Origin of the sequence: Thermostichus vulcanus str. 'Rupite', assembly GCF_022848905.1 — a bacterium.
Lineage (GTDB): Bacteria > Cyanobacteriota > Cyanobacteriia > Thermostichales > Thermostichaceae > Thermostichus > Thermostichus vulcanus_A.
Genome location: NZ_JAFIRA010000040.1, coordinates 1 through 22,219, shown reverse-complemented (window position 1 = coordinate 22,219; position 22,219 = coordinate 1). Strand labels below are relative to the sequence as shown.

General features: G+C 53.5%; 25 protein-coding genes and 1 pseudogene. 16 read left to right on the top strand and 10 right to left on the bottom strand.

Features of this window, described 5'->3' with window-relative positions; translation table 11 throughout:
• The first annotated feature begins 80 nt into the window (after positions 1 to 80).
• The 4 genes from JX360_RS13540 (at position 81) to nuoK (ending at position 5,399) form a co-directional block, all read left to right on the top strand.
• Positions 81 to 3,659: a DNA gyrase subunit B gene (locus tag JX360_RS13540; protein WP_244351954.1), complete on the top strand. Its 3,579-nt coding sequence runs from the start codon at positions 81 to 83 to the stop codon at positions 3,657 to 3,659.
• Complete coding sequence (locus JX360_RS13535) at positions 3,659 to 4,216, top strand: hypothetical protein (RefSeq protein WP_244351952.1); 558 nt, start codon at positions 3,659 to 3,661, stop codon at positions 4,214 to 4,216. The genes JX360_RS13540 and JX360_RS13535 overlap by 1 nt, the downstream gene beginning before the upstream one ends.
• A gap of 186 nt (positions 4,217 to 4,402) precedes the next feature.
• Entirely contained in the window at positions 4,403 to 5,011 is a 609-nt protein-coding gene (locus JX360_RS13530) for an NADH-quinone oxidoreductase subunit J (protein ID WP_279611502.1), read from the top strand.
• Between the two features lie 79 nt (positions 5,012 to 5,090).
• Positions 5,091 to 5,399, top strand: coding sequence for an NADH-quinone oxidoreductase subunit NuoK (nuoK, locus tag JX360_RS13525; RefSeq protein ID WP_425244411.1), 309 nt, complete (start codon positions 5,091 to 5,093; stop codon positions 5,397 to 5,399).
• Positions 5,400 to 5,430: 31 nt separating this feature from the next.
• On the opposite strand, the gene JX360_RS13520 is transcribed toward nuoK, so the two are convergent.
• From JX360_RS13520 to JX360_RS13505, 4 genes are all read right to left on the bottom strand, one after another.
• Entirely contained in the window at positions 5,431 to 5,841 is a 411-nt protein-coding gene (locus tag JX360_RS13520; RefSeq protein WP_244351950.1) for a hypothetical protein, read from the bottom strand.
• A gap of 52 nt (positions 5,842 to 5,893) precedes the next feature.
• On the bottom strand, positions 5,894 to 7,093 hold the full coding sequence (locus JX360_RS13515) for an RNA-guided endonuclease TnpB family protein (RefSeq protein WP_244351948.1): 1,200 nt from the start codon (positions 7,091 to 7,093) through the stop codon (positions 5,894 to 5,896).
• Between the two features lie 52 nt (positions 7,094 to 7,145).
• The gene (locus JX360_RS13510; protein WP_244351946.1) at positions 7,146 to 7,493 is read right to left on the bottom strand and encodes a DUF5684 domain-containing protein; all 348 of its coding nucleotides are present in this window, start codon (positions 7,491 to 7,493) and stop codon (positions 7,146 to 7,148) included.
• 216 nt (positions 7,494 to 7,709) lie between these two features.
• Positions 7,710 to 8,210: a low molecular weight protein-tyrosine-phosphatase gene (locus JX360_RS13505; RefSeq protein ID WP_244351944.1), complete on the bottom strand. Its 501-nt coding sequence runs from the start codon at positions 8,208 to 8,210 to the stop codon at positions 7,710 to 7,712.
• Between the two features lie 121 nt (positions 8,211 to 8,331).
• Here JX360_RS13505 and JX360_RS13500 point away from each other — a divergent pair, with 121 nt between their 5' ends.
• Positions 8,332 to 8,580 (top strand): hypothetical protein, encoded by a 249-nt coding sequence (locus tag JX360_RS13500; RefSeq protein WP_244351942.1) that lies wholly within the window; start codon positions 8,332 to 8,334, stop codon positions 8,578 to 8,580.
• 72 nt (positions 8,581 to 8,652) lie between these two features.
• Positions 8,653 to 9,303 (top strand): ABC transporter ATP-binding protein, encoded by a 651-nt coding sequence (locus tag JX360_RS13495; RefSeq protein WP_244351940.1) that lies wholly within the window; start codon positions 8,653 to 8,655, stop codon positions 9,301 to 9,303.
• A 37-nt stretch (positions 9,304 to 9,340) separates the two neighbouring features.
• On the opposite strand, the gene JX360_RS13490 is transcribed toward JX360_RS13495, so the two are convergent.
• Complete coding sequence (locus JX360_RS13490; protein WP_244351988.1) at positions 9,341 to 10,501, bottom strand: murein hydrolase activator EnvC family protein; 1,161 nt, start codon at positions 10,499 to 10,501, stop codon at positions 9,341 to 9,343.
• An 87-nt stretch (positions 10,502 to 10,588) separates the two neighbouring features.
• Here JX360_RS13490 and eda point away from each other — a divergent pair, with 87 nt between their 5' ends.
• The 7 genes from eda to JX360_RS13455 all read left to right on the top strand — a co-directional run bounded on the left by eda (position 10,589) and on the right by JX360_RS13455 (position 15,570).
• Positions 10,589 to 11,299, top strand: a complete 711-nt coding sequence (gene eda, locus JX360_RS13485; RefSeq protein WP_244351938.1) for a bifunctional 4-hydroxy-2-oxoglutarate aldolase/2-dehydro-3-deoxy-phosphogluconate aldolase — start codon at positions 10,589 to 10,591, stop codon at positions 11,297 to 11,299.
• Positions 11,300 to 11,345: 46 nt separating this feature from the next.
• Positions 11,346 to 11,831 (top strand): rRNA maturation RNase YbeY, encoded by a 486-nt coding sequence (ybeY, locus tag JX360_RS13480; protein ID WP_244351936.1) that lies wholly within the window; start codon positions 11,346 to 11,348, stop codon positions 11,829 to 11,831.
• 130 nt (positions 11,832 to 11,961) lie between these two features.
• The gene (locus JX360_RS13475; RefSeq protein WP_425244412.1) at positions 11,962 to 12,417 is read left to right on the top strand and encodes a diacylglycerol kinase family protein; all 456 of its coding nucleotides are present in this window, start codon (positions 11,962 to 11,964) and stop codon (positions 12,415 to 12,417) included.
• A 624-nt stretch (positions 12,418 to 13,041) separates the two neighbouring features.
• Positions 13,042 to 13,596: a protoglobin domain-containing protein gene (locus JX360_RS13470; RefSeq protein WP_244351932.1), complete on the top strand. Its 555-nt coding sequence runs from the start codon at positions 13,042 to 13,044 to the stop codon at positions 13,594 to 13,596.
• A 110-nt stretch (positions 13,597 to 13,706) separates the two neighbouring features.
• Positions 13,707 to 14,102, top strand: coding sequence for a roadblock/LC7 domain-containing protein (locus JX360_RS13465; protein ID WP_244351922.1), 396 nt, complete (start codon positions 13,707 to 13,709; stop codon positions 14,100 to 14,102).
• Between the two features lie 28 nt (positions 14,103 to 14,130).
• Complete coding sequence (locus JX360_RS13460; RefSeq protein WP_244351912.1) at positions 14,131 to 14,694, top strand: GTP-binding protein; 564 nt, start codon at positions 14,131 to 14,133, stop codon at positions 14,692 to 14,694.
• A 27-nt stretch (positions 14,695 to 14,721) separates the two neighbouring features.
• Positions 14,722 to 15,570: a DUF4388 domain-containing protein gene (locus JX360_RS13455; RefSeq protein ID WP_244351907.1), complete on the top strand. Its 849-nt coding sequence runs from the start codon at positions 14,722 to 14,724 to the stop codon at positions 15,568 to 15,570.
• Positions 15,571 to 15,669: 99 nt separating this feature from the next.
• Here the strand turns inward: JX360_RS13455 and thrB are convergent, their stop codons facing one another.
• From thrB to JX360_RS13435, 4 genes are all read right to left on the bottom strand, one after another.
• Positions 15,670 to 16,584: a homoserine kinase gene (thrB, locus tag JX360_RS13450; RefSeq protein ID WP_244351902.1), complete on the bottom strand. Its 915-nt coding sequence runs from the start codon at positions 16,582 to 16,584 to the stop codon at positions 15,670 to 15,672.
• A gap of 76 nt (positions 16,585 to 16,660) precedes the next feature.
• Positions 16,661 to 17,155, bottom strand: a complete 495-nt coding sequence (locus JX360_RS13445) for a hypothetical protein (protein ID WP_244351900.1) — start codon at positions 17,153 to 17,155, stop codon at positions 16,661 to 16,663.
• Positions 17,156 to 17,200: 45 nt separating this feature from the next.
• Positions 17,201 to 17,755, bottom strand: coding sequence for a phycobiliprotein lyase (locus JX360_RS13440; protein WP_244351898.1), 555 nt, complete (start codon positions 17,753 to 17,755; stop codon positions 17,201 to 17,203).
• Between the two features lie 113 nt (positions 17,756 to 17,868).
• The gene (locus tag JX360_RS13435; RefSeq protein ID WP_244351896.1) at positions 17,869 to 19,152 is read right to left on the bottom strand and encodes a S41 family peptidase; all 1,284 of its coding nucleotides are present in this window, start codon (positions 19,150 to 19,152) and stop codon (positions 17,869 to 17,871) included.
• Between the two features lie 198 nt (positions 19,153 to 19,350).
• Here JX360_RS13435 and petB point away from each other — a divergent pair, with 198 nt between their 5' ends.
• The 3 genes from petB (at position 19,351) to leuB (ending at position 21,950) form a co-directional block, all read left to right on the top strand.
• Entirely contained in the window at positions 19,351 to 19,998 is a 648-nt protein-coding gene (gene petB / locus JX360_RS13430; RefSeq protein WP_244351894.1) for a cytochrome b6, read from the top strand.
• A 112-nt stretch (positions 19,999 to 20,110) separates the two neighbouring features.
• A complete protein-coding gene (gene petD / locus JX360_RS13425) occupies positions 20,111 to 20,623 on the top strand; it encodes a cytochrome b6-f complex subunit IV (protein WP_244351892.1) in 513 nt (170 codons plus the stop codon).
• A 238-nt stretch (positions 20,624 to 20,861) separates the two neighbouring features.
• Positions 20,862 to 21,950, top strand: coding sequence for a 3-isopropylmalate dehydrogenase (leuB, locus tag JX360_RS13420; protein WP_244351889.1), 1,089 nt, complete (start codon positions 20,862 to 20,864; stop codon positions 21,948 to 21,950).
• 143 nt (positions 21,951 to 22,093) lie between these two features.
• On the opposite strand, the pseudogene JX360_RS17765 reads toward leuB, so the two are convergent.
• Positions 22,094 to 22,219, bottom strand: a pseudogene (locus JX360_RS17765) (photosystem II q(b) protein); the annotation flags it as partial.

The window sequence follows — 22,219 nt, the reverse complement described above, 5'->3', positions numbered from 1 at the left end:
TCATACCTGGCCTTCAAGGTCAATTTTCCTGGAATTCTGTTGACCCTGGCCTGGATCTTTAGCCTGGATTGGAGTTGCGAATGGCAGAGAATTATGGTGCAGAGCAGATCCAAGTGTTAGAAGGCTTGGAAGCTGTGCGCAAGCGGCCTGGTATGTATATCGGTTCCACTGGGCCGAAAGGATTGCACCACTTAGTCTACGAGGTGGTGGATAACTCCGTTGATGAGGCACTAGCGGGCTACTGTGATGACATTCAGATCAGCCTGCACCCAGATGGCTCCGTCTCGGTTTTGGACAATGGCCGCGGCATCCCGGTGGATATTCATCCCAAGACTGGACAATCGGCCCTGATCACCGTGCTGACGGTGCTGCACGCAGGCGGCAAGTTCGGCGGTGGCGGCTACAAGGTTTCCGGGGGGCTGCACGGGGTAGGGGTATCGGTGGTCAATGCCCTCTCAGAATGGGTGGAGGTGACGGTTTGGCGGGAGGGTAAAGTCCACTTCCAGCGTTTCGAGCGGGGGGCGGTGGTGGGATCCCTGAAATCGGAACCGCAACCGCAGGGATCCAATCAACGGGGTACACGGGTACAGTTTATGCCCGACGGGCAGGTGTTTCCGGAGCGGGAGTTCGACTATGGGCTGTTGGCGGCTCGCTTCCGGGAACTGGCCTATCTAAATGCTGGGTTGAAGATTACCTTTAGCGATTTACGTCGGGATCCGGTTCACAGCGAAACCTATCAATATGCCGGTGGTATCAAAGAGTATGTGGCCTTTATTAACCACGAGAAAACCCCGATTCATTCCGACATTATCTCCGTGCAGGGGGAACGGGATGGGGTACAGGTGGAAGTGGCGATGCAATGGTGTTCGGATGTCTACACCGACACCTTGATTGGCTTTGCCAACAACATTCGCACCAACGAAGGCGGTACCCATCTGGAGGGGTTAAAAACCTGCCTCACCCTCACCATCAACAATCAGGCCCGCAAACTGAATAAGCTGAAAGATTCTGACAACAACCTGGCCGGCGAAAATGTGCGGGAGGGGTTGACAGCGATTGTCTCGGTTAAGGTGCCTAACCCTGAGTTTGAAGGACAAACCAAAACCAAGCTGGGTAATACGGAAGTTCGAGGCATTGTCCAGACGATAGTTTCCGAGGCTCTGACGGAGTTTTTAGAGTTTAACCCCAACATTGCCAAGGGCATTGTCGATAAAGCCATTCAATCTTTTAATGCTGCCGAAGCAGCTCGTCGCGCCCGTGATTTGGTGCGGCGCAAGTCTGCCCTAGAGTCCTCCACTTTGCCTGGAAAACTGGCCGATTGTAGCTCCCGAGATCCAGCAGAATCGGAAGTCTATTTGGTGGAAGGCGACTCTGCCGGCGGGAGCGCCAAACAAGGACGGGATCGACAATTTCAGGCTATTTTGCCTTTGCGAGGAAAGATTCTAAATATTGAGAAGGCGGATCCTTCTAAGATCTATAAGAATGCCGAAATTCAAGCCATGATCACGGCACTGGGTTTGGGGGTGAAAGGAGATGAATTCGATCCCTCACAATTACGCTATCATCGCATCATTTTAATGAGTGTCGCTGGAGATGAATTCACCTTAGTCAATCACTCCAGTGGTCAGAGTGAGTTCGTGAAGATAGGGTCTTTTATCGATGACTGTGTGGAAGGGCGTCGAGATTACTCTCAATACCAAGTTCTGACTTTTGATCCAAAACAGTACACAACTCGGTTTCGCCCCCTGAAGGCAGTTATTCGCCACAAACATACCGGCCCTCTCTATCACCTCACTACTCGCTATAACCGATCTGTTAAAGTGACGGGATCCCATAGCATTTTTATCTATGAAAATAACCAAGTCATCCTCAAGCGGGGGGATCAAGTGCAACCTGGGGATTGGTTGGTAGCCAGTCGCCGCTTACCCCGACCTGCCCAAGCTCCGGAGCAGATTGATCTGTTACAAACCCTTTGCCAAGCCGGACTGACCCATGCTCTCTACATCCAGGGAGAAGATGTCCGCCGGGTGGCCCAAGCGCGAGTGTTGGCCAAAGTAACCACCCCAGACCAGTGGCAAGAAAGCCGTGTGCAACTGACCCCCCAAGATTGGCAACGTCTTATGGCCCATCGTCAGGCTCAGGGGATTAGCCAAAAGCATGTGGCAGCTCAGGTGGGGGTCAAGCAGCCAATCACCATCAGCCAATGGGAGCGAGGCCAGTATCGACCGATAGAATCTCATTTCTGGAATTATCTGGAAGCCATTGGATGGGATCCCGGTCAGCTGGATTTTGAACGCCTCCCTTCCAAACTAGAGCGATTCTCAGCGGGTACGGCAGACAGCCTCAACGACCGTTGGCGCGAACTCAGTGATTACAAACCCTTGGATGGTTTTACTCCATCCGAGCTAGCTCAACTGGGATCCGAGATTCAATTGGTGCCGCAGGCCCATGTCGAGTCTGCTTTCGGTCGCTACCTATCTATTACTCCTGAATTGGTGAGATTGCTTGGTTGGTTTTTGGCTGAAGGTACCCTGAGTCAACACCAGATCAGCTTTAACTTAGGCACAAAAGATGAGATCTTCATTCCAGAATTAACCAAGGCTGTTGAACAGGTCTTTGGGCAGACTCCTCGTTTGTATCGGGATCCCGATAGCCAGGGCATTAAACTCTATTTTCACAGCGTTCTGGCTGCACGTTTGTTACGGGCTTGGAAGTTGGATCGTCCTGCTCACCAAAAAGGGATCCCGAACTTGATCTTTAGCTTGCCAGAACCTTTGCAGATGGTTTTTCTAGAAGGCTATTTGTTGGGAGATGGCACCGTTTCTCGGCAAGGTTTCTCCTTTACCACCAGTTCTGTCCTTCTGAAAGAAGGGCTCCTCTATCTGTTGGGACAACTCGGCCTAGTGGCGACTGTCTCTAGCCTACCTGCCAAACAAAATGACAAAATTCACACTCGGCACCCCTACTACATCATCAGTGTCAGTGGGAAAGATCAACTGCAACGCTGTCAATCTCTATGGCAGCGACATGCCAATGCCGAAAAGCTACAAGCTCATCTTCTCAAACCAGCTCGAAAAGCTGCTGACTGGAAAGTGATCAGTGAAGACCTGATCGCCTTGCGGGTAAAATCCTCTCAGCAGGTGGAATGGCAGGATGAGTTCGTTTACGATTTCTCGGTGGCAGAAGACGAAAATTTCATCTGTGGCACGGGGGGTATCTGCTGTCACAATACAGATGCTGATGTAGATGGCAGCCACATCCGCACCCTATTGTTAACCTTTTTCTATCGTTACCAAAAAGCATTGTTGGAACAAGGCTATGTGTACATTGCCTGTCCGCCCCTCTACAAAATTGAGTGGGGTCGCAACAATGTCCGCTACTGCTACAGCGATGCGGAAAAGGATCAGATTGTTAGGGGTTTGCCCGCCAACACCAAATACAACATTCAACGGTTCAAAGGCTTGGGGGAAATGATGCCCCAACAACTTTGGGATACTACCATGAACCCGGAAACCCGCACCCTCAAGCAAATCACCATTGAAGATGCTGTAGAGGCGGATCGCATTTTCACCATTTTGATGGGGGATGCGGTGGGTCCACGGCGGGAGTTCATTGAAACCCACAGTGCCCACCTGGATCTGGCGGCGCTGGATATTTAATGAATACCCCCACCCATTTCATCTTGACGGCAGCTTTGGGGCGGCCCCTCCAGCAACAGGGGATCCACCCACTGCGGTTCGCTTGGTGGTGGGGATCCATTGCCCCTGATATTCCTCTGTATCTGCTGACGTTGGGGGGTTGGGTCTACTACTGCCTGTTCTTGGGTTGGGATCCATCCGATGCCTTTCGCTACATGTTTCGGGAGTTGTTTTTTCACAACCCTTTTTGGATTGCCAGCCATAATGTCCTCCATTCTCCGACTGTGCTGGTGCTGGGCTTGGGTGGGGCTGTGTTCTGGAAGGGATCCCCGTGGCTGCGCTGGTTTTTATCTGCTTGTCTGCTGCATACGCTGGTGGATATCCCTGTCCATGTCACGGATGGGCCCTTGGTGTTTTTCCCCTTCCATTGGAGCTACCGCTGGCGTGGCCCGGTGAGCTACTGGGATCCCCGCTATGGAGGGGACTGGTTTTTCTGGATAGAAGTGGTGCTGAATGGGCTGTTGTGGCTCTACTGGATGGGGCCAAGATTGCGACGGAACTGGCGACCCCCCGATTGACTGGAGATCCTGGACGGGGGGTGACTTCAGCGGGGGCAGCAGCAGTGGTGGTGGTGCCGGGGGCAGTTGGTAGTTGCTGGTTTGACCTATAGAGATTCTCCTATCTTTCTCCAAAGCGGTTAGCCCTTCTCCTAAATCCGCCGGGACAGTACAGTGGTAAAGGGAAATCGCAAGGATGGACAGCCAATGACCCTTGGAGAAGGCGTACAACTGGTCACGTTTGTCGTGCTATCGCTGATGGCGATCGGGTTTGCTCTAGGAGTGGTTTGGGCCCCCAGTATCGTCTACTCCGGTTTCTTGCTCGGCGGAGTTTTCTTGAGCATGGCGGGGTTGTACCTTCTCCTCAATGCCGATTTTGTTGCGGCAGCGCAGGTACTCATTTATGTCGGTGCCGTGAACGTGTTGATCCTGTTCGCCATCATGTTGGTGAATCGGCGCTACAATTTTGCCCCCCTCAAGCTCGGCTGGCTCCGCAATGGCGTGACGGCAGTGGTGTGTCTGGGGCTGTTTGCCCTTTTGGCGGCCATGGCCTTTGATACGCCCTGGGAATTGCAACCGATCCAACCCTTAAGCAGTGTGTTGGTCATGGGTGGGCACTTCTTCAGTGATTATCTACTGCCTTTCGAGCTGGCCTCGGTGTTGCTGTTGATGGCGTTGATCGGGGCGATTGTGCTGGCACGTCGAGAATTTGCCGCCCCTCAAGCGGGAGAAGGGGATCTGAGTTTGCTCGAGCGGGCACGGCCTCAGTTCGAATCCGCTACAGAGACCGAAGCGGAATTGGTGAGCACTCGTTAGGGGCAGGGTGCCCTCAGGGATCCCTTTCTCAGCCCAGATGTTTTCTTGAATCCATGTACTGCCTTTGAGGAGCCTGTCGATGTTGCAACTACAGTTTTTCCTGTTGGTGGCGGCCATTCTTTTCTGTATCGGCATTTATGGGTTGATCGTCAGCCGCAATGCGATTCGGGTGCTAATGTCGATTGAGTTGATGTTGAATGCTGTAAACCTGAATTTTATTGCTTTTTCCAACTTTCTGGATTCGGGCATGATTCGCGGCCAAGTCTTTTCCGTGTTTGTGATTACGGTGGCGGCTGCAGAAGCGGCAGTGGGTTTGGCCATTGTCTTGGGGATCTATCGCAATCGTGCCACCATTGATATGGAGAGCTTCAACCTGCTCAAGTGGTAGCCTGGGCTCCTGTCAACTTCTTGCCAGTACCCTATCGGCCAAAGACCCGCTTCACCTCAGGCCGCAACAGCACATAGATAATGATGCCGCTGATGAGGATGCTCCCTAGAGACAGGCCGCTCCCTTCGCCTGCCAACAACTGAAGCAATCCAAACCCCAAACCCAGCGCCTGCATCACCAGGGATCCGAGCCATCCCCAACCCCTGAGTTGCAACAAACCAACCGAAAAGACAATTCCGAGGAAGCCGTAAGCCAGGCTGAGCAGAAAAATAAAAGCAACCAAACTACCCAGCACTATCCCGAAAAGAGTATCTCCACCGGAGGCGGCCAGCCCCCCCACCACAGCACCGGCCATCACCCCGATCAAACTGACCAAGAGGGTTAGCCCAGCAAACAGCACTTGCATCAGTGCGATGAGGGTGACGCTGGCGGGTCGTTCCATGGTTTTGGGTTAGTTGACACTCCCCCGGTTAGAAACCGGGGGATTCTCCCTTCTAGCTCCCCACAGCTTGAAGCTGTGAGGGATTCATGGAGTTCAGGGGATTGCCAAATACCCCATCCCCTGAGCCGACCCTACCTATTACGGGCAGGGCTTCTTTTAGACTCAAGGGACACGAAAAGCCGTCCCACTGGGCTAGGTTCATGACGCTCCGCGTCTTGCGTAGCAAGATTGCGGCATTCCAGTCTGCATCACAGCAATACCCGTCCTGCCCGGTGAACAAATGCCCACTCCTTTTCCCAATCAATCCTGTCCTGTGGTCGGTTTTGGATGTGTAGGCAGCAGGACGTTTATGCAGCGTCCTACCCGCCATTTCCAGCTTGTAGGCAACCTTCCACTCCAGGTCGTAGTACGACCAGGTATGGCGCGATTTCCCGGCATCCGAACGCGCCTTCTGGCTCTGTCTGGATTGGCGAATACCCGAGAGGTCTTCCATCCACACATCTGCATTTACCGCCTTGGCAAACCGCACAATGCGGCGGCTAACGGTGTGGTTGACTGCCCTCATCCAACGGGCTTCTTTGCGCTCCAGTCGCTTGAGTGCTCGGTATTTACCCGCCTGTTGCAACTGGGCACGACGCTTCTGGAAACGACGACGACGATAGGCTACCTCTCCACCCCCAAAAAACACCGCCCGACCCCAACGGGTGGCCGCCACTGCCAAACGGTTCTGCCCCCGGTCAACACCTAACCGCTCCGTACTCTTCACTTCGGGAACTTCCCAAGTGATAGATACAACCGCGTACCAACAGCCCCGTAGCTTCATGAGTTTCAAGGTTCCCCGTTCACAATCCTGTTCGGCCAGGATGCGCTCAAGACGCTCGGCATAGTAGGAACTGCTAACCTCAAGGGGAACCCGCTTGTCACCCTGAATTGTGGGAAAACTCACCGAGTAGGTGCTACCTACTTTGTGCAGCTTCCAGTTTTGGTTGTTGACCTCTGGCCAGAACACTTTGAAGTGCTTGACCCGCTGGCCGGCTTTCCCCTTCAGGACACGAATCACCTGGTTGGAGAGGGCCGACTTGAGTGGTGTCACCACTTTGGCGGTTGTTAATGCTTTTCGTTCCTTCGGACTGATGCGGAGCAGTTCGTTTGCCAGTTCGGTTGTCGCACAAACCGTCTGGTTAAACATCTCTGCTTTGACCGCATTGAGGTCAAGAAACTTGAGCTTGAGTGTGGTGGTGACCCGTTTCATGGGGACTATTGTATGTACTATTTCTGTTGCTGAATAAATTCAGCCTGTGCGCTTATATCCCCCGGTTAGAAACCGGGGGCTTTACGCTGCTTTTCGTAAAGGCCAAGATGCCGGAATAAGCCAAAGCTCCCAAAACCGGTAGAAAGATCAGTAGCCCTGACCAGCGGGATTTGTTCAGGCGGGGGGGAATGGCAAAGATCAAATTGACCAAAGGGATGAAAAAGAGGATCACCCACCAACCCGGCTTATCAGCAGCTCGGCACATCACCCAGATATTGGCGATCGGGATCCAGGCTAACCAAGCGTTCGGCACACTCAATTTTTGCCCAATCACCATCAAGGTGTAACTAAAAAAGACATAAAAGGCGATCGAAATCAGCCCTGATAACGATTCATCCATGAGTCTTGATCTCCCGCAAGTTTATTGGAACAGTGAGGAATTTTCCATTAATTCCACTTCCTCGAAGAGAAGCGAGCCTAGGGATACCCTTTCTCAGAGATCTTCCAGAACAAACCAACTCTAGGGGTGTGGATCCCACCCCCAAACGAAACTAAAAGGGATCCCTTTGCCCAGAGAGACTTCATTAAAATTACGGAATGGCTTCTAGAAACCGGCTCAGGCACGGGGGGGCAAGGGAGGTAGATTCACCCCCGGCACCAAAGAGTCCAACAGACCACTACAGGCATCCCAGAGCAGCTCAATCACGTAGTGAAATCCCGCCTCGCCCCCGTAGTAGGGATCCGGAACCTCTGCGTCAGGATGAGAACGACAATAACTGCACATCAAGCGCACCTTCTCAGCATATTTTCCCTGCGGATCGAGGCTGAGAATATCGCGGTAGTTTTGCCGATCCATGGCCAGGATCAAATCGAACTCCTGCAAGTCCGTCGGACGAATTTGGCGGGCTTCCCCCCGCAGCTCAAGCCCATAGCGTTGGGCTGCTTGGCGCATGCGTCGATCCGGGGGGCTGCCGACATGGTAGGCGGCAGTCCCGGCGGAGTCACAGAGAATTTCCTCCGGGATCCCGCTGCTGCGCAGGAGGTGATCGGTGATGCCTTCGGCTGTAGGGGAGCGACAGATGTTGCCCAGACAGACGAACAGTAGCTTCTGGCTCATGCAACCTCCCAAGCAGCAAAAAATCCCTTCTTACCTTACCAGCCTTCTTCCCCAAGGCAGATGAACAACCCATGGGTGGATCCCTGGCCAAAATGGAGCTAGTTTTGCTGGTTTACTGCCCATGCCCGATTCCACCCCCTACCCACACCCCCAGGATGTGGCCAATCTAATTCTCTACGTGCAAACGGAGCTGGCCCTGTTTGAGCAAGTTGCGGCTCAAGAAGGGATCCCGCCTGCAACCTTGCGACCGATCCAGCGTTCTCAGGAGGCGCTGCGCCGTGCGGTGGATCAACTGGAGCTGCGGGATTGGTATCGCGAGCTCACCCATGGCTTTCGGGATCAGCTGGGGCGCCTAGAAGAATGGCTGTAGGGACGCCGGGCTTTTGAGAGGAGAACCCTTGCAATGCCAGAATAACCACAGCCTTCCCTGTCTCAGCCCTTCATGTTTCGAGTCCAGAACCTTTCCTACCATCCAGCAGCCGCTTCTCAACCGATTTTGAAGGATCTCTCTTTCCAATTGGGCTTGAACCAGTTGGGCTTAATCGTCGGCAAAAGTGGGGCAGGCAAAAGCACCTTGCTGGAAGTTTTGGCGGGATTGGCTCGACCGACACAGGGACAGATCAGCTGGGAAGGGGTGACTCTGTTGCCCACCCAGTTGCGAGGCATGGCCGGGTTGGTGTTTCAGTTCCCGGAGCGGCACTTTTGTGGCCTCACGCTCTTGGATGAAATGCGCTTTGGCCACCCCGAGCTGCGGGAAAAAGAGATTGAAAATGTCCTCAAGCAGGTGGGGTTGGAAGGGATCCCATTGCGCAGTTCCCCCAACCATTTGAGTGGCGGGCAACAGCGGCGGCTGGCGCTGGCGGTGCAGCTGATTCGTGGCCCCTTTTTGTTGCTGCTGGACGAACCGACGGCAGGGTTGGATTGGTCAGTACGGCGGCAGTTGATTGAGTTGTTGGCACGGCTGAAATCGACGTGGACGGTACTGGTGGTTTCCCACGACCCGGAGGAATTGGCCCAGATAGCCGATGTACAGTGGACGTTACAGGCGGGATCCCTGCTGTCTGTGCCTGCGGATGTGGTGGCTCATCGATAGCTTATGGGGCTTCTGGTTGGGTTTCTGGGTCAAAGAGCTAGAGGTAACGACGGGGATCGACCGGTTGACCGTTAACCCGCACCTCAAAGTGGACGTGGGGCCCGGTGGAAAGCCCCGTCGAGCCTGCGGCCGCAATGGTTTGCCCTCGCTGCACCGATTGACCGACACCGACAGCAACACGGCTGTTGTGGGCGTAGAGGGTGGTAATACCGCCGCCGTGATTGATGATCACAGTATTGCCGTAGCCACCGTACCAGCCGGCATAAATGACCGTACCCCGATCTGCCGCCCGCACAGGTGTTCCGGTCGGCACGCCAAAGTCAATGCCCGCATGGAAGCGACGGGTACGATAAATGGGGTGAACCCGCCAGCCAAACGGACTGGTAATCGGGCCATTCGCCGGCGCGATCAACCGGCCTGTCCCTTGAACGGGATCCCCGCCGCCCCGCTGTTGCGCTTGTTGGGCGATCAGCTGCTGGATCAAACCCGTGAGCTGTTGTGAATCGGCTTCCAGCCGTCGTTGTGCGGCCTCAAAAGCAGCTCGCTCATTGGCCAAGCGCCCGACCAATTGTTCTTGGGTAGCAGCCTGCTGCTGCAGTTGGTTTTTCTGGGCCGCCAGCTCCTGTAGAATCAAAGAAATCTCGTTGCGCTGTACCTCTAGGGCAATGCGTTGTTGATCCACCTCGGTGGCAGTGGCTTGAAGCTCTTGGATCAATTGTCGATCCGCTTCGATCAACAGTTGCAGTTGGTGACGGCGGTCAAAAAACTCGTTCAAATCGCGGCTACTCAGTAACAAAGCCCACCAATGCTCTGCCCCCTGTCGCTGCATGTAACGCAACCGGGCAGCTGTACCTTGTTGTTGCCGTCGCAGGCGATCCTCCAAATCCTCTAGATCCTTTTGGGCCTGCTCCAGTGCTTTCTGGGCCTGTTCCAGGCGATACTGGTTATCCCGAAGGCTAGATTCTGTTTGTTGGATGTTTTGCTGCAGGGATCCCATGCGGCGACGGGCTTCCTGTTCCGCTTGGCGCAGTTCCTCTAAGCGGCGTTGGTTGCCTTGAATTTGTTGCTGAATCTGCTGCTGCCGTTGTTGCAGTTGATTGACATTCTGAGCTTGCGATGGAGCCACCACCCACAGCCCTGCCAACAGCAGCAGGGTGAGCAACCCGAACAACATCCACGCCTTTAGGCTGCGTGCCACGCCTTCCAAGCCCGACCTCTCCTCACAACCTCAGGGCTTATCCTACCAAAACTCACCTGAGCTGCCTTCTCCCGATATCGGATTCTGATGTTTGCTTGTTCTGAACCCAGCCTGGACAACCGTTTGGCCCACCCCTGGTTACTGCAGTTGTGGCAGCAACCCTTAATTGGGGTGATTCGTGCCCAAGAGAGCTTGACCCAAGCCACCCAACAGGCGACTGTGGCCATCCGAGCCGGGATCCAACACATTGAAATCACCACCCAGGTACCCCAGTACTTGCAGTTGATCACCAGGTTGCGGCAGCAGTATCCCCAGTGCTGGATTGGGGTCGGTACGGTTTTGCATCAACCCATGGCTGAGCAGGCTTGGCGGGCGGGGGCACAGTTTTGTGTCTCTCCCTTTGCCGATGAGCAGATCATCCGTTGGGGACAGGAAGTAGGGTTACCCATCGTCCCGGGGGCTCTCACCCCGACGGAAATTTGGTCCGCTTGGCGGGCGGGGGCAACGGCGGTGAAGGTGTTTCCGGTGGAGAGCTTGGGGGGATCCCGGTACATTCGTCATTTGCGGCAACCGCTGGGATCCCTGCCTTTAATCCCGACAGGAGGGGTAACCCTGGCCAATGGGTTGGAATACCTACAGGCCGGAGCATGGGCTGTGGGCATTGCTGGAGATTTATTCCCACCAGAAGCGTATTTAAATACAGTACCTGACGAGCAAAAGTTGGAGAATCGCATTCGTCAAGCGCTCGCGCCGCTGATACAAATGCGCCAATTCCCGCAGAAATCTGGCCTAATCTGACCCAGCCACTAGAATAGGGGGCGTATCGGTGTGGAGTGAGGCTTACATGGATGGATTCCTGGATCTGTACCTACAGTTCAACATCCCAAGTCCAATCGAAGAAGCCACCTGGCATGATTGGTTTGAGATTTGGTTGCGGGAGCTAGGGGTGAAAACCCCATGTGAACTGAGCCTTTGCCTCACCTCCGATGATCACATCCGCGAGCTCAACCGGGAGTTTCGCCAAATCGATGAGCCCACCGATGTGTTGGCCTTTGCTGCCCAAGAAATGCTTGCTCCCGTCGGGATCCGTGAAGTGTCGGGAGTACGGCTGCTGGGGGATATCGTGATTTCGGTACAGACGGCCCGTCTGCAGGCCAAGGCTCAGGGGCACCGTCTCTCGGATGAGCTGGCTTGGTTGGCCACCCACGGGTTGCTTCACCTACTGGGGTGGGATCACCCGGATGAACTCTCCCTACAGCGGATGTTGCAGCAACAACGGCAATTGCTGTCGGCAATCCAATTAGGCTCGGAGGTAACCCATGGCCAGTAGCTCTAGCCGTTCTCTACAGCGTCTGCAGGTGGAGCGCTCTCGACTGGTGGCTTTTCGGCGGCGCGGAGTTCACCTCAATTCGGCTGTTGTGGCTCCCGATCCTTCAACTGATTCATCTGCAACAGATACCCTGGGAGATGTTCAGAGGGATCCCTCCCCAAAGGCTGTGGATCCCTGGCAACGACCTCCCTCCTGGCGGGTGGCGACGAACCTGGGCAAAAGCTTTTACTATGCGGGCAAAGGCTTGCTATACGCTATGTGCACCCAACGGAACTTCCGCATTCATATGGCGGTGGCGGCAGTAGCTTTTGCGCTGGGCTTTGGCTTGAGGCTAAGTGCCGTGGAGATGGCCCTGATCAGTTTGGCGACAGGATTGGTCATGGCTTTGGAGTTGGTGAATACTGCCCTGGAAGCAGTGGTGGATCTAACGTTGGGCAACAAATACCATCTCCTGGCGGCGATCGCCAAAGATTGTGCGGCAGGAGCAGTCCTGATTGCAGCAGTAGTAGCCTTGCTGGTGGCGGCTTGGCTGTTTCTGCCTCCCCTACTACTGCTGCTGCAGAATGGCTCGGGGGCAGTAAAGTAACCTTATCTCCCTCCTCCTACCCCTCAAGATTTCACGCAAGGGGTCTGTAGAAGAGGAAGTTCAACTCATCTCAGCCCCAGATCTCCAGCACTCCCCTAGCAGTTATCCCGAAGACCCTAGAAAGGCAACCAACTGCTGTCGTGGCTCCTGAAGATCCCAAGTCAAATCCCTCTTGATTTTGTTCACTGGTAGTCCCTCAGTCAGTGGGAGCCTACCACTTCGTCATGAACAATTATCAACAGACATAAAAACACTTGACTTTCACTTATCTGATTTATGAAATTATGTGAAAAATCTGCATGCATCGTGATTCTATTAGGTTATCTAAATCTATCTTAGGCTTTTCCACTTTGACTTAACTATTGACTTAACTATTTTTAGACTATCTTATTGACTGCTGTAGCTCAAGATACAAGACAACCGCTCGATGAGGTTCTTATAATGGCCTTGGCAAGAGTTGAAGTTTATTGAGGCAGTGATTTTTACTCCACTTACGTGATCAAAGGGTTAACTGGTTTGATATATCACTTAAGCACTTAAGTACACTTGTTCAGTAATTCCAAAACAAGGAGAAACTCAATGCCTCGCTTCCACGATCCAACCTATACTTTTTAGGGAAGTGCCATGACCATTGAACCGCTTAAGCTTTTGGAAACATTAGCTCGTCGTGTACAACTGGAGCAAGCTGATAAAGAGGCATTGCAAGGTGCCTCGAATTGGGGGAAACAAATTGCATCCCAAATGGCAGATGTCTTTTACAGCTACCTGGGTAGAGATGAGGAAATGAACCAAATTCTCAATAGTAGCGAAGGGCGGTTGCAGCGCTTACACAAAACATTTGAGGATTGGTTTGTCGAAATGTTTACCGGCATCGACAACTGGGGAAAGATCTATGCTGAGCGGCGCTGGAAAATTGGACTGGTTCATGTGCGCTTAGGCATTAATCCCCAGCATGTTGTTCCGGCTATGTCGGTCGTGATCAAAGCCGTCCGTGAGCGCTTACGACAGGATAGTCAACCAGAAACTTTGGAGAATGCACTGAGCAAAGTTTGCATGATCGACTTGGCTTTTATGGAGCAGGCTTACGTGGAGGTATCTTCTCAGGCAGTTCTACAGGAAACGGGTTGGACACAGGCTCTCTTTCAACGTCTCATTGCTACAGGAGCAGCAGCGATATAGGTAGTGTGATTGTTAGTCACTTTACTTGGCAAGTTCGAAAGTCTAAAAGTTAACAATTTCTAGCATTCCGATGAATCCTCAAAACCTCTAGCTAATCAGGAGAAATAACCATGGCTATCAATCTTGGGAAATTGGAGAGTACTCTACAACAATTTGTTGCCAACACAGCTAGTGTACAGGGGACAGCTCTTGTCTCACCTGATGGCTTGACTCTTGCATCCAGTCTGATGGGAGGAATGGATGAAGAGCGTGTTGCTGCAATGTCTGCGGCAATGCTCTCTTTAAGTGAGCGCATCAGTCGAGAGTTATCTCGCGGCAAAGTGGAGCGTATTTTGGTTGAAGGAGAAGCTGGTCTTGGAATTCTCACTAGCTGTACACAAGAAGCCGTCCTTTTGGTACTTGCTGATAGCTCAGCTAAGCTAGGTCTTTTGAACTTGGAGATTAAAGAGATTGTTAAGGAGCTGTCAAGTTGCTTCAGTAGCAGCTTGAGTACCGCTGCTGTGTAGCACAGGTAGCACAGAAGGAGAAGCAAGCATGGAAATCATGCGGATTGTTATTGCCGGGCCAGTTGGCTCTGGTAAGTCAAGTTTAATTCGGACAATCAGTGAAATTGAACCAGTAGATACTGACAAGCAGGCTACTGATGAGGTGAGTCAATTAAAGAGAACAACCACAGTAGCTATGGATTTTGGACGTCTACAGTTTGGCCCCAATGTAGCATTGCATCTCTATGGAACTCCTGGCCAAGAGCGGTTCAATTTCATGTGGGAAATCCTGATCTCTAAAGCCCATGCATTTATTCTACTGGTAAGCTCCCATCGACCCCAAGACTTTCTGCCGGCGCGTCGAATCCTCGCTTTTATGCGGCGACGCACTCAAGTGCCTATGATCATTGGCTTGAGTCATGTTGATCATCCCAATGCTTGGCCTGTGGGAGAAATTGCTACTGCTTTAGGGTACCTTAGTCCGCATCGACGCCCACCCATGGTACCTGTGAATGCATTGGATAGGGATTCAGCCATTAACCTCATTACTGCTCTCATTCAGACCTATGCAGCGCAGCAGGCAAAGGAGTTGCAGGAAGTCCTGAGTCACTGAAAAACACGGAAGATGGGGAATTTAGATATGAAAATCACAGGTTACCTATCAGAGTTTTCTTTGGGTGAACTTTTCCGCTTCCTCCAAGAAGGACAAAAGTCAGGATGTTTATCTATCCAACCGGTAGGTGAACCAGTGCAATTAAAGGAGGAAGTTGAGAACTTCTACATTTTCCTACAGCATGGCAAGATTGTAGCCGCAGCAAATCGGTTGGATCACCAAGGTTTGAGAACACTGATTGGGCATCGAGGCTGGTTACGAGCTGCTACCATTGAACATTTGTTGAGACTTAGCGCTAACAAAGAACCTCTGGGGCTGTACTTGAAGATCCAAGGAGCATTGACCACAGAACAGCTGAAGCTACTGTTTAAGCAGCAGGTACTAACGCCAATTCCCAAGCTGTTTACTCTAGAGGAAGGTTATTTTACCTTTGATGATGGCTATCCTCCTCCCTATGCTGAGATGACAGGGCTTGTTGCCTCACCCCAGCAGGTGGCGCTGTCGGGCTTACGGCTAGTTAACAGCTGGTCCAACTTGATAGAGAAACTGCCGCTACCCACTTCTACTCTGATGAGTACCATTCGAGGTAACCCTCCCTATCAGTTGACTAGCTTGGAATGGCAGGTGTGGGAATATGCCAACGGCACAACGACGATCAGTGATATTGCCGCGGTTCTGCGTCAGCCCCCGCTGGAGATCCAAAAGGTGGGGTTTTGTCTGATAACTGTGGGCATTGTTGAAGAAGTTTTTACCATCAACGAACGCTACTCAGAACCAGTGCTAGTTCCTGGTGGGGAGTCAGCTGAAGGTGGCCAGTTGAGTCAGTCCTTTCTCAATTCTCTGTTGTCGTTCCTGCAATCCAAAGTTCGGACTTAGGAACTCAAAACCTGACTGATATTGTGGCAAACCCGCGTTCACTTTGGGGGCAAGGGCTTCTTAAGAGATTCCTTAGATGAAGAGGTCAGTTTACCCGAGCTAGGGAACTTCCAGCACCCGCCCACCCTGCCGGTCTAGGTTGAGCAGTTTGGCCTCTGCTTCAATATCCAGTTGCGCCCAGGCACTGACCATGGCGGATCCCACCCGTTCTCGGTCATCGGGAGCACAAAGGGCCAAAAGGGTGGGGCCAGCGCCACTGATCACCACCCCGTAGGCTCCGGCGGCCTGTGCAGCAGCTTGAACGGTTTTGAACCCGGTGATCAATTCCAAACGAGCCGGTTGATGCAGACGATCCTGCAGGGCTACCCTCAGCCAGTCCACACGGCCCAATTGTAAGCTGCGAATCAACAGCCCCAGATGGCTGCTGGAAAACACCGCATCCGCTAGGCTCACCGATTTGGGCAGGATCTCGCGGGCAGCTTGGGTGGACAGCTTAAAGTTGGGCACCACCGCCAAGAGGCCAATGCTCTCGTGCCACTCGATCGGGCAAAACACCCATTGCCCTTGCTGCCCCTGTACGCACAACTGACAACTGCCCTGCAAAGCGGGTACCACATTGTCTGGATGACCCTCGAGGGCGATGGCCAGTTGCAGCAGGGTTTCCGGAGCTAGGTTAAGCCCCCCAATGGCATTGGCCCCTAGTAACCCCCCAACAATAGCGGTGGCAGAGCTGCCCAACCCACGGGAAAGGGGGACATTCAGGGTAATTTCAATTTCTACCCCCGGCACCGGTTTACTCAGCAACTCAAAGGCGCGGCTGAAGGCCCGGTAGACGAGGTTGTCTTTACTCTGGCTGACATGGTCGCCCCCGCGATAGTGAATGCTGAGGCCAGAAGGGATCTCGCGGAATTGGAAGCGATTGTGGAGATCCAAGGCTGCACCGATGCAATCGAAACCTGGCCCCAAATTGGCGGTGGTAGCCGGGACGATCACCTGTACTTGCTCTTTCACCAAAGGGTCAACTCCTTAGAAAACGGCGGGCAACCCAATCGCCCTGGGATCCCTTTCGTCCTGGGGACGACCCGGCAGATCAAGGCAACCTGGCTAGGACGGCCAATAACGCCGAGAGGATCCCGATTAATACCCAAATAAGTTTAGTATCAAAGCGATCAGCTCCGCTGGGGTTGGAGGCATCCGTAGCTTGAGCAGCAGGGTTTGAGCGAGAGTGCTTGGGTTGAGGTCGCCGATAGGCGAGGCGGTGTTCGGGTGGCTCGGCATCCTCCAAGTGACTGAGATCGGGGATTTCACTCAGCCATTCCGGCGGACGTCGCAACCGGGGAGCCTGCCAAATGCCGAGGATATAGCGAGCCTGCTGGGCTACTTCTGGGTCAGGATTGCGCACGAGGGTTTGGGCCAATAGAATAGCTTCCTGGGTTTGCCCCAGAGCTTCTTGTGCCAGTGCCTGCCACAGCCGTAGCTTGCCCGACTGCGGATAGCGGCTTTGGGCCTGTCGGATTTGCTCCAACACTTGTCGATACTGGCCTCGCTCAAACCCTGACTGGATCAGGGCTAAATGCTGGGGCAATCTCAGGTCTTCCGAAGGGTTCACTTCACAGATGTAGAGTTCAGATTAAGTCAGTTTCTGTTCTACTCCAAACCCCACCAAGATCAGATCGTGTAGAGGTTGGCCTGCTGGGGGACGCTGATAGGTGAGAATCTGCCGCAGGCGCAGGCGGGGATTGAGCAAAGTAATGGAGTCTACGGCAACCACGTGGGTGTAAATGGTGGTCATGCTCAATTGCAGGGATCCGGGATCAAAGCGAAAGGTGGCGACAATCGGTCGATCTTCTTCATAGGCCCGATCCCGCAGATAATCCCCCTCTAGGCCCCTTGAGTTTTCCTGCTGCGGCACGAATAGCATGTTTAGCTCCTGCGCCACCTCTTCTCCGGTTTCAGAAACGGTCTCGAAGGCGAGGTGAAAGCCCAAAAATCCATCCACACTGTGGTTGGGGTAATGATTGTCGGCGAGAACCTTGTGCTTGAGGTCGGGGGTGAGGGTACGGATGGTGAACTCAGTGCGGGAGCGCTCGACTTCGCCGCGAGTGAGGTGATGATAGGTTCGCTCGGTGCTCCAAGCGCCAATGCAGCAGTTGAAGAAGTGATGAAATTGCTCAAGAGGCTTCATGCGAGGTTCGTTTTCAGGATAAGGTCATCGTTTGGCTAAACAGTTGCCCAAGGCCGCGCAAAATCTGTATTCCTGATCCTAAAACAATCCTTAACCCCTGAGATCGGGATCCTTCAGGCAGCCTGTCCTAGCGGTCTCCCTTTGGCCAAAGGCATTGGTTGACCAAACAACTGCAAAGCCCGCTGCAACTGCACATCCTCCGGCCCAGCTAGGGTTTCCGCCGTCAGGGGCACGGATCCCTCCGCCACCACCACATCCGGTTGGATCCCTTGCCGATGGATGTCGTGGCCGCTGGGAGTCAGGTATTTGGCAGTAGTGACCGCTAGCCCCGAACCATCCGCCAACTCCAAAAGGGATTGGATCAGGCCCTTGCCGAAGGTGCGAGTTCCCACCAGTTGAGCCCGTCCACTATCCTGTAGCGCCCCTGCCAAGACTTCGCTGGCGCTGGCACTGCCCTGGTTCACCAACACCACTAGGGGGGCCTCTGTGAGAATGTCTCCGGTGGCAGGAATGCTGTCTTGGATGCCGTGGCGGTCTGTTACCAGCACAATATTGCCACTGGGGATCCAAAACCGAGCAATTTCAATCGCCGCCTGCAAGAGTCCACCGGGATTGTTGCGTAAATCGAGAATGTAGCCCTGTACTCCTTGATTTTCTGCTGCTTGGATGGCTTGTCGAACTTGGGTAGCAGCATTACCGTTGAACTGGTTGAGACGAATGTAGGCGATGGTTCCTTCCGGTTGCTGGAAAAAGCGAGTGCGCACCGGGTTGATGGTAATCGATTGCCGAACCAATTCCAGCTCCCAAATGCGATCCTGTCGTTTCACCTTCAGGGTGACAGGAGTACCACTGGGGCCCCTCATCCGTTCGGCCACTTCGTCTAGGCTCAAGCCGGCCACCGGCACCTGATTGACCTCCAGAATTTCGTCCTGGCTTTGGATCCCGGCTTGCTCGGCAGGAGTGCCTTCCATCGGGGCGATCACCCGTACCGAGCCTTGATCGTCAATGGCAATTTGCAAACCAATGCCACTCAGTTCCCCGGCGGTGGAGGTTTGTAAGCTCAGGTAGTGTTCCTTATCCAGAAACCGGGTAAAAGGATCCCCGAGGGTTGCCAACATCTCTTCGATGGCATGGTAGGTTTGCTGCCGCTCACTCAAGGGCCTAGATAGCACCCGTTGCCGCACCTGCCACCAGTTTTGTCCGTTAAAGGCCGGATCCACATAGGCTCGATCCACGTAAGCCCAAGCCTGGGCGATCAGTTGCTGTTCTTCTCCCCAGCGGCTGGCCTGTACTTGGCCGGCCCCGCTCCCCAATACACCCCAGAGCAAACACCCCAGGATCCACACCCGTATCCCCCACCGTAGCAGCGATGGGATCCCTGCTCGAACCCGACTCATTCCTCTCAATCCCGGCTTCTCAACAACAGTTTTATTAAGAAACATGAACAACAATGGACGTAAAAGGTTACTTTTGCCGCTGGAGAAAGGTTTCCTTGCCCCAAAGCTGAGCCTAACTCAATGATCGTGTTACATTGCTTGGTGATGTGGGCCTAACCCGCCCCAAGATATCGACTTTCAAAAATCGCAGCAGGCATTATGAGCAAAGTTTACGACTGGTTGGACGAGCGGCTGGAGATCACGCCTTTTGTCGACGATGCAACTGGGAAATTCATTCCGCCTCACGTTAACATCTTCTACTGCCTGGGCGGGGTAACCCTAGTGTGCTTCTTAATTCAGTTTGCCACGGGCTTCGCCATGACCTTCTACTACCGTCCGACGGTGGCGGAGGCCTTTGAATCGGTTAATTACATCATGACCCAGGTGAACTTCGGTTGGTTGTTGCGTTCCATCCATCGCTGGAGCGCCTCCATGATGGTGTTGATGATGATTTTGCACACCTTCCGGGTCTACCTAACGGGGGGGTTCAAGAAGCCCCGCGAGCTGACCTGGGTGACCGGTGTGATTTTGGCGGTGCTGACGGTTTCTTTTGGTGTGACCGGCTACTCCCTACCCTGGGATCAGGTGGGCTATTGGGCGGTCAAGATCGTCTCCGGTGTGCCCAGTGCTATTCCGGTGGTGGGTGACCTGTTGGTACAGCTCATCCGGGGAGGTGAAGCTGTGGGCCAAGGGACGTTGACCCGCTTCTACAGTCTGCACACCTTTGTGTTGCCTTGGTTGATCGCTGTCTTCATGACCATGCACTTTTTGATGATCCGTCGCCAAGGCATTTCCGGGCCTTTGTGATCTGTCCTTTGGCTTGGTTGGGATCCCTGTGTGAGCTTTCTTGCTCTTAGCGGTTCGGCCAAGCCCTTCCCCAACTGTTAGCAACTTTTGCACCTCGACAAGGAGAACTCCCATGGCTGTCTCAAAGCAGGTTGTGGCTACCGAAGCGATTACCCGTAAGGTTGACCTCGACAATCCCAAGGTAGTAGCCAAGCTGAAGAAAAACATGGGCCACATGACCTATGGTGAGCCCGCTTGGCCCAATGATTTGCTCTATATGTTCCCGGTGGTGATCCTGGGCACGATTGGTTTGATAGTCGCACTCTCGGTGATGGATCCGGCGGGTGTAGGAGAGCCTGCGGATCCCTTTGCCACTCCTCTGGAAATTTTGCCGGAGTGGTATCTCTACCCTGCTTTCCACCTGTTGCGCATTGCGCCGAACAAGCTCTTGGGGATTGCCTTGATGTCGGCCATTCCTGTTGGTTTGCTGTTTGTGCCCTTCATTGAAAACGTCAACAAGTTCCAAAACCCGCTGCGTCGTCCGGTGGCCACCACGGTGTTCCTGATTGGCACTTTGGTTACCCTCTACTTGGGCATCGGTGCAACTCTACCTTTGGATAAGTGGGTGACTCTGGGCCTGTTCTGAATTTGAGGGGGTATCCCTATTCTTTCTTGTGTGGTGATCTTGTGTCTTGATAGAGTCCTGACAAATAAGGATTGACAAACACAAGTAAGTGTAAGTGGGCAACCCAAGGGTGCAGCGTGGCGATAGCTAGGCTGCTCTTTTTTCTTGGAAGTTTCTGGGAAGTTTTTGAGCCGAACGCCGAGACCCAGGGATCCAAAATGGTAATATCTCTAAGCCCTTGCCCTGCTTTTAGATTGCTATGACTGCTTCTGCACGTACCTATCGGATCACTGCACTGGCCGGAGATGGTATTGGCCCAGAAATTCTGCAGGTGGGGCGAGCCATATTGGATGCTGTAGCGAAGCGGATGGGGTTTGGCATTCAGTGGCAGGAGGGCTTGATAGGGGGCATTGCCTACGAACAAACCGGGGATCCCTTACCGCCAGAAACCCTGAAAATGGCCCAAGACAGTGATGCAGTCTATTTGGCTGCAGTTGGGGATTTTAAGTACGACACCTTGCCGCGGGAGAAACGTCCGGAACGGGCTTTGTTGGGGTTGCGAGCTGGTCTGAGTTTATTTGCCAATCTCCGCCCAGTGAAAATTTTGCCCCAACTGGTGGATGCTTCCTCACTAAAGCGGGAGGTCATTGAAGGGATCGACTTGATGGTGGTGCGAGAATTGACGGGCGGCATCTACTTTGGCCAACCCAAGGGTATCTTTACGGATGCACAGGGATCCCGGCGCGGCGTGAATACCATGGTCTACAGCGAAGCGGAGGTGGATCGAATTGCGCGGGTAGCCTTCGATCTGGCCCAAAAACGCGGACACAAACTCTGCTCAGTCGATAAGGCCAATGTGTTGGAGGTATCACAACTGTGGCGGGAGCGGGTCACGGCTGTTGCGGCTGAGTACCCAGATGTCGAGCTTTCCCATATGTATGTCGACAATGCAGCGATGCAGCTGGTGCGCTGGCCCAAGCAGTTTGATGTCATCCTAACGGGCAATCTCTTTGGCGATATCCTCTCGGATGAGGCGGCAATGTTGACGGGATCCATTGGGATGTTGCCTTCTGCTTCTTTGGGAGCCTCGGGGCCTGGAGTCTATGAGCCGGTGCATGGATCCGCCCCCGATATTGCTGGACAAGACAAAGCCAACCCGATTGCCCAGGTGCTCTCCGGGGCAATGATGCTGCGCTACTCGTTGGATCAACCGGAAGCTGCCGCCCAGATCGAACAGGCAGTGGAAGCGGTTTTGGCTCAGGGTTACCGAACCGGAGATATTTACTCTGAGGGAATGACCTTGATCGGTTGTCAGGAGATGGGAGAAAAGATTTTGGCTATGCTTTAGACTCCGGCCTGATGTAATGAAGATGTAATGAATTGGAGCAGAGTATTCTGCTCTTGTTTAACCCAACCAAATAAAAAAAATCCCCCAGCTTTGGCTAGGGGATACCTCAATGCTATTCAGCTAACACCAGTACTGGCTAGCCATCAACCACGGATGGCAGGAGCCGTCTCCACAGCCGCCAAATCCAAGGGGAAGTTGTGAGCATTGCGCTCATGCATCACCTCCATACCCAGGTTGGCCCGGTTCAACACATCGGCCCAAGTCCCAAC

Excerpts from the sequence above, each read along its gene's own strand:
- nuoK (WP_425244411.1), top strand. The coding sequence starts at position 5,091 with ATGTTGCAACTACAGTTTTTCCTGTTGGTGGCGGCCATTCTTTTCTGT.
- petB (WP_244351894.1), top strand. The coding sequence starts at position 19,351 with ATGAGCAAAGTTTACGACTGGTTGGACGAGCGGCTGGAGATCACGCCT.
- JX360_RS13435 (WP_244351896.1), bottom strand. The coding sequence starts at position 19,152 with ATGAGTCGGGTTCGAGCAGGGATCCCATCGCTGCTACGGTGGGGGATA.
- JX360_RS13500 (WP_244351942.1), top strand. The coding sequence starts at position 8,332 with ATGCCCGATTCCACCCCCTACCCACACCCCCAGGATGTGGCCAATCTA.
- JX360_RS13505 (WP_244351944.1), bottom strand. The coding sequence starts at position 8,210 with ATGAGCCAGAAGCTACTGTTCGTCTGTCTGGGCAACATCTGTCGCTCC.
- JX360_RS13465 (WP_244351922.1), top strand. The coding sequence starts at position 13,707 with ATGGCTATCAATCTTGGGAAATTGGAGAGTACTCTACAACAATTTGTT.
- JX360_RS13470 (WP_244351932.1), top strand. The coding sequence starts at position 13,042 with ATGACCATTGAACCGCTTAAGCTTTTGGAAACATTAGCTCGTCGTGTA.
- petD (WP_244351892.1), top strand. The coding sequence starts at position 20,111 with ATGGCTGTCTCAAAGCAGGTTGTGGCTACCGAAGCGATTACCCGTAAG.
- JX360_RS13520 (WP_244351950.1), bottom strand. The coding sequence starts at position 5,841 with ATGGAACGACCCGCCAGCGTCACCCTCATCGCACTGATGCAAGTGCTG.
- JX360_RS13440 (WP_244351898.1), bottom strand. The coding sequence starts at position 17,755 with ATGAAGCCTCTTGAGCAATTTCATCACTTCTTCAACTGCTGCATTGGC.
- eda (WP_244351938.1), top strand. The coding sequence starts at position 10,589 with ATGTTTGCTTGTTCTGAACCCAGCCTGGACAACCGTTTGGCCCACCCC.
- JX360_RS13495 (WP_244351940.1), top strand. The coding sequence starts at position 8,653 with ATGTTTCGAGTCCAGAACCTTTCCTACCATCCAGCAGCCGCTTCTCAA.
- JX360_RS13540 (WP_244351954.1), top strand. The coding sequence starts at position 81 with ATGGCAGAGAATTATGGTGCAGAGCAGATCCAAGTGTTAGAAGGCTTG.
- JX360_RS13515 (WP_244351948.1), bottom strand. The coding sequence starts at position 7,093 with ATGAAACGGGTCACCACCACACTCAAGCTCAAGTTTCTTGACCTCAAT.
- JX360_RS13460 (WP_244351912.1), top strand. The coding sequence starts at position 14,131 with ATGGAAATCATGCGGATTGTTATTGCCGGGCCAGTTGGCTCTGGTAAG.
- JX360_RS13455 (WP_244351907.1), top strand. The coding sequence starts at position 14,722 with ATGAAAATCACAGGTTACCTATCAGAGTTTTCTTTGGGTGAACTTTTC.
- leuB (WP_244351889.1), top strand. The coding sequence starts at position 20,862 with ATGACTGCTTCTGCACGTACCTATCGGATCACTGCACTGGCCGGAGAT.
- JX360_RS13535 (WP_244351952.1), top strand. The coding sequence starts at position 3,659 with ATGAATACCCCCACCCATTTCATCTTGACGGCAGCTTTGGGGCGGCCC.
- JX360_RS13530 (WP_279611502.1), top strand. The coding sequence starts at position 4,403 with ATGACCCTTGGAGAAGGCGTACAACTGGTCACGTTTGTCGTGCTATCG.
- ybeY (WP_244351936.1), top strand. The coding sequence starts at position 11,346 with ATGGATGGATTCCTGGATCTGTACCTACAGTTCAACATCCCAAGTCCA.
- JX360_RS13510 (WP_244351946.1), bottom strand. The coding sequence starts at position 7,493 with ATGGATGAATCGTTATCAGGGCTGATTTCGATCGCCTTTTATGTCTTT.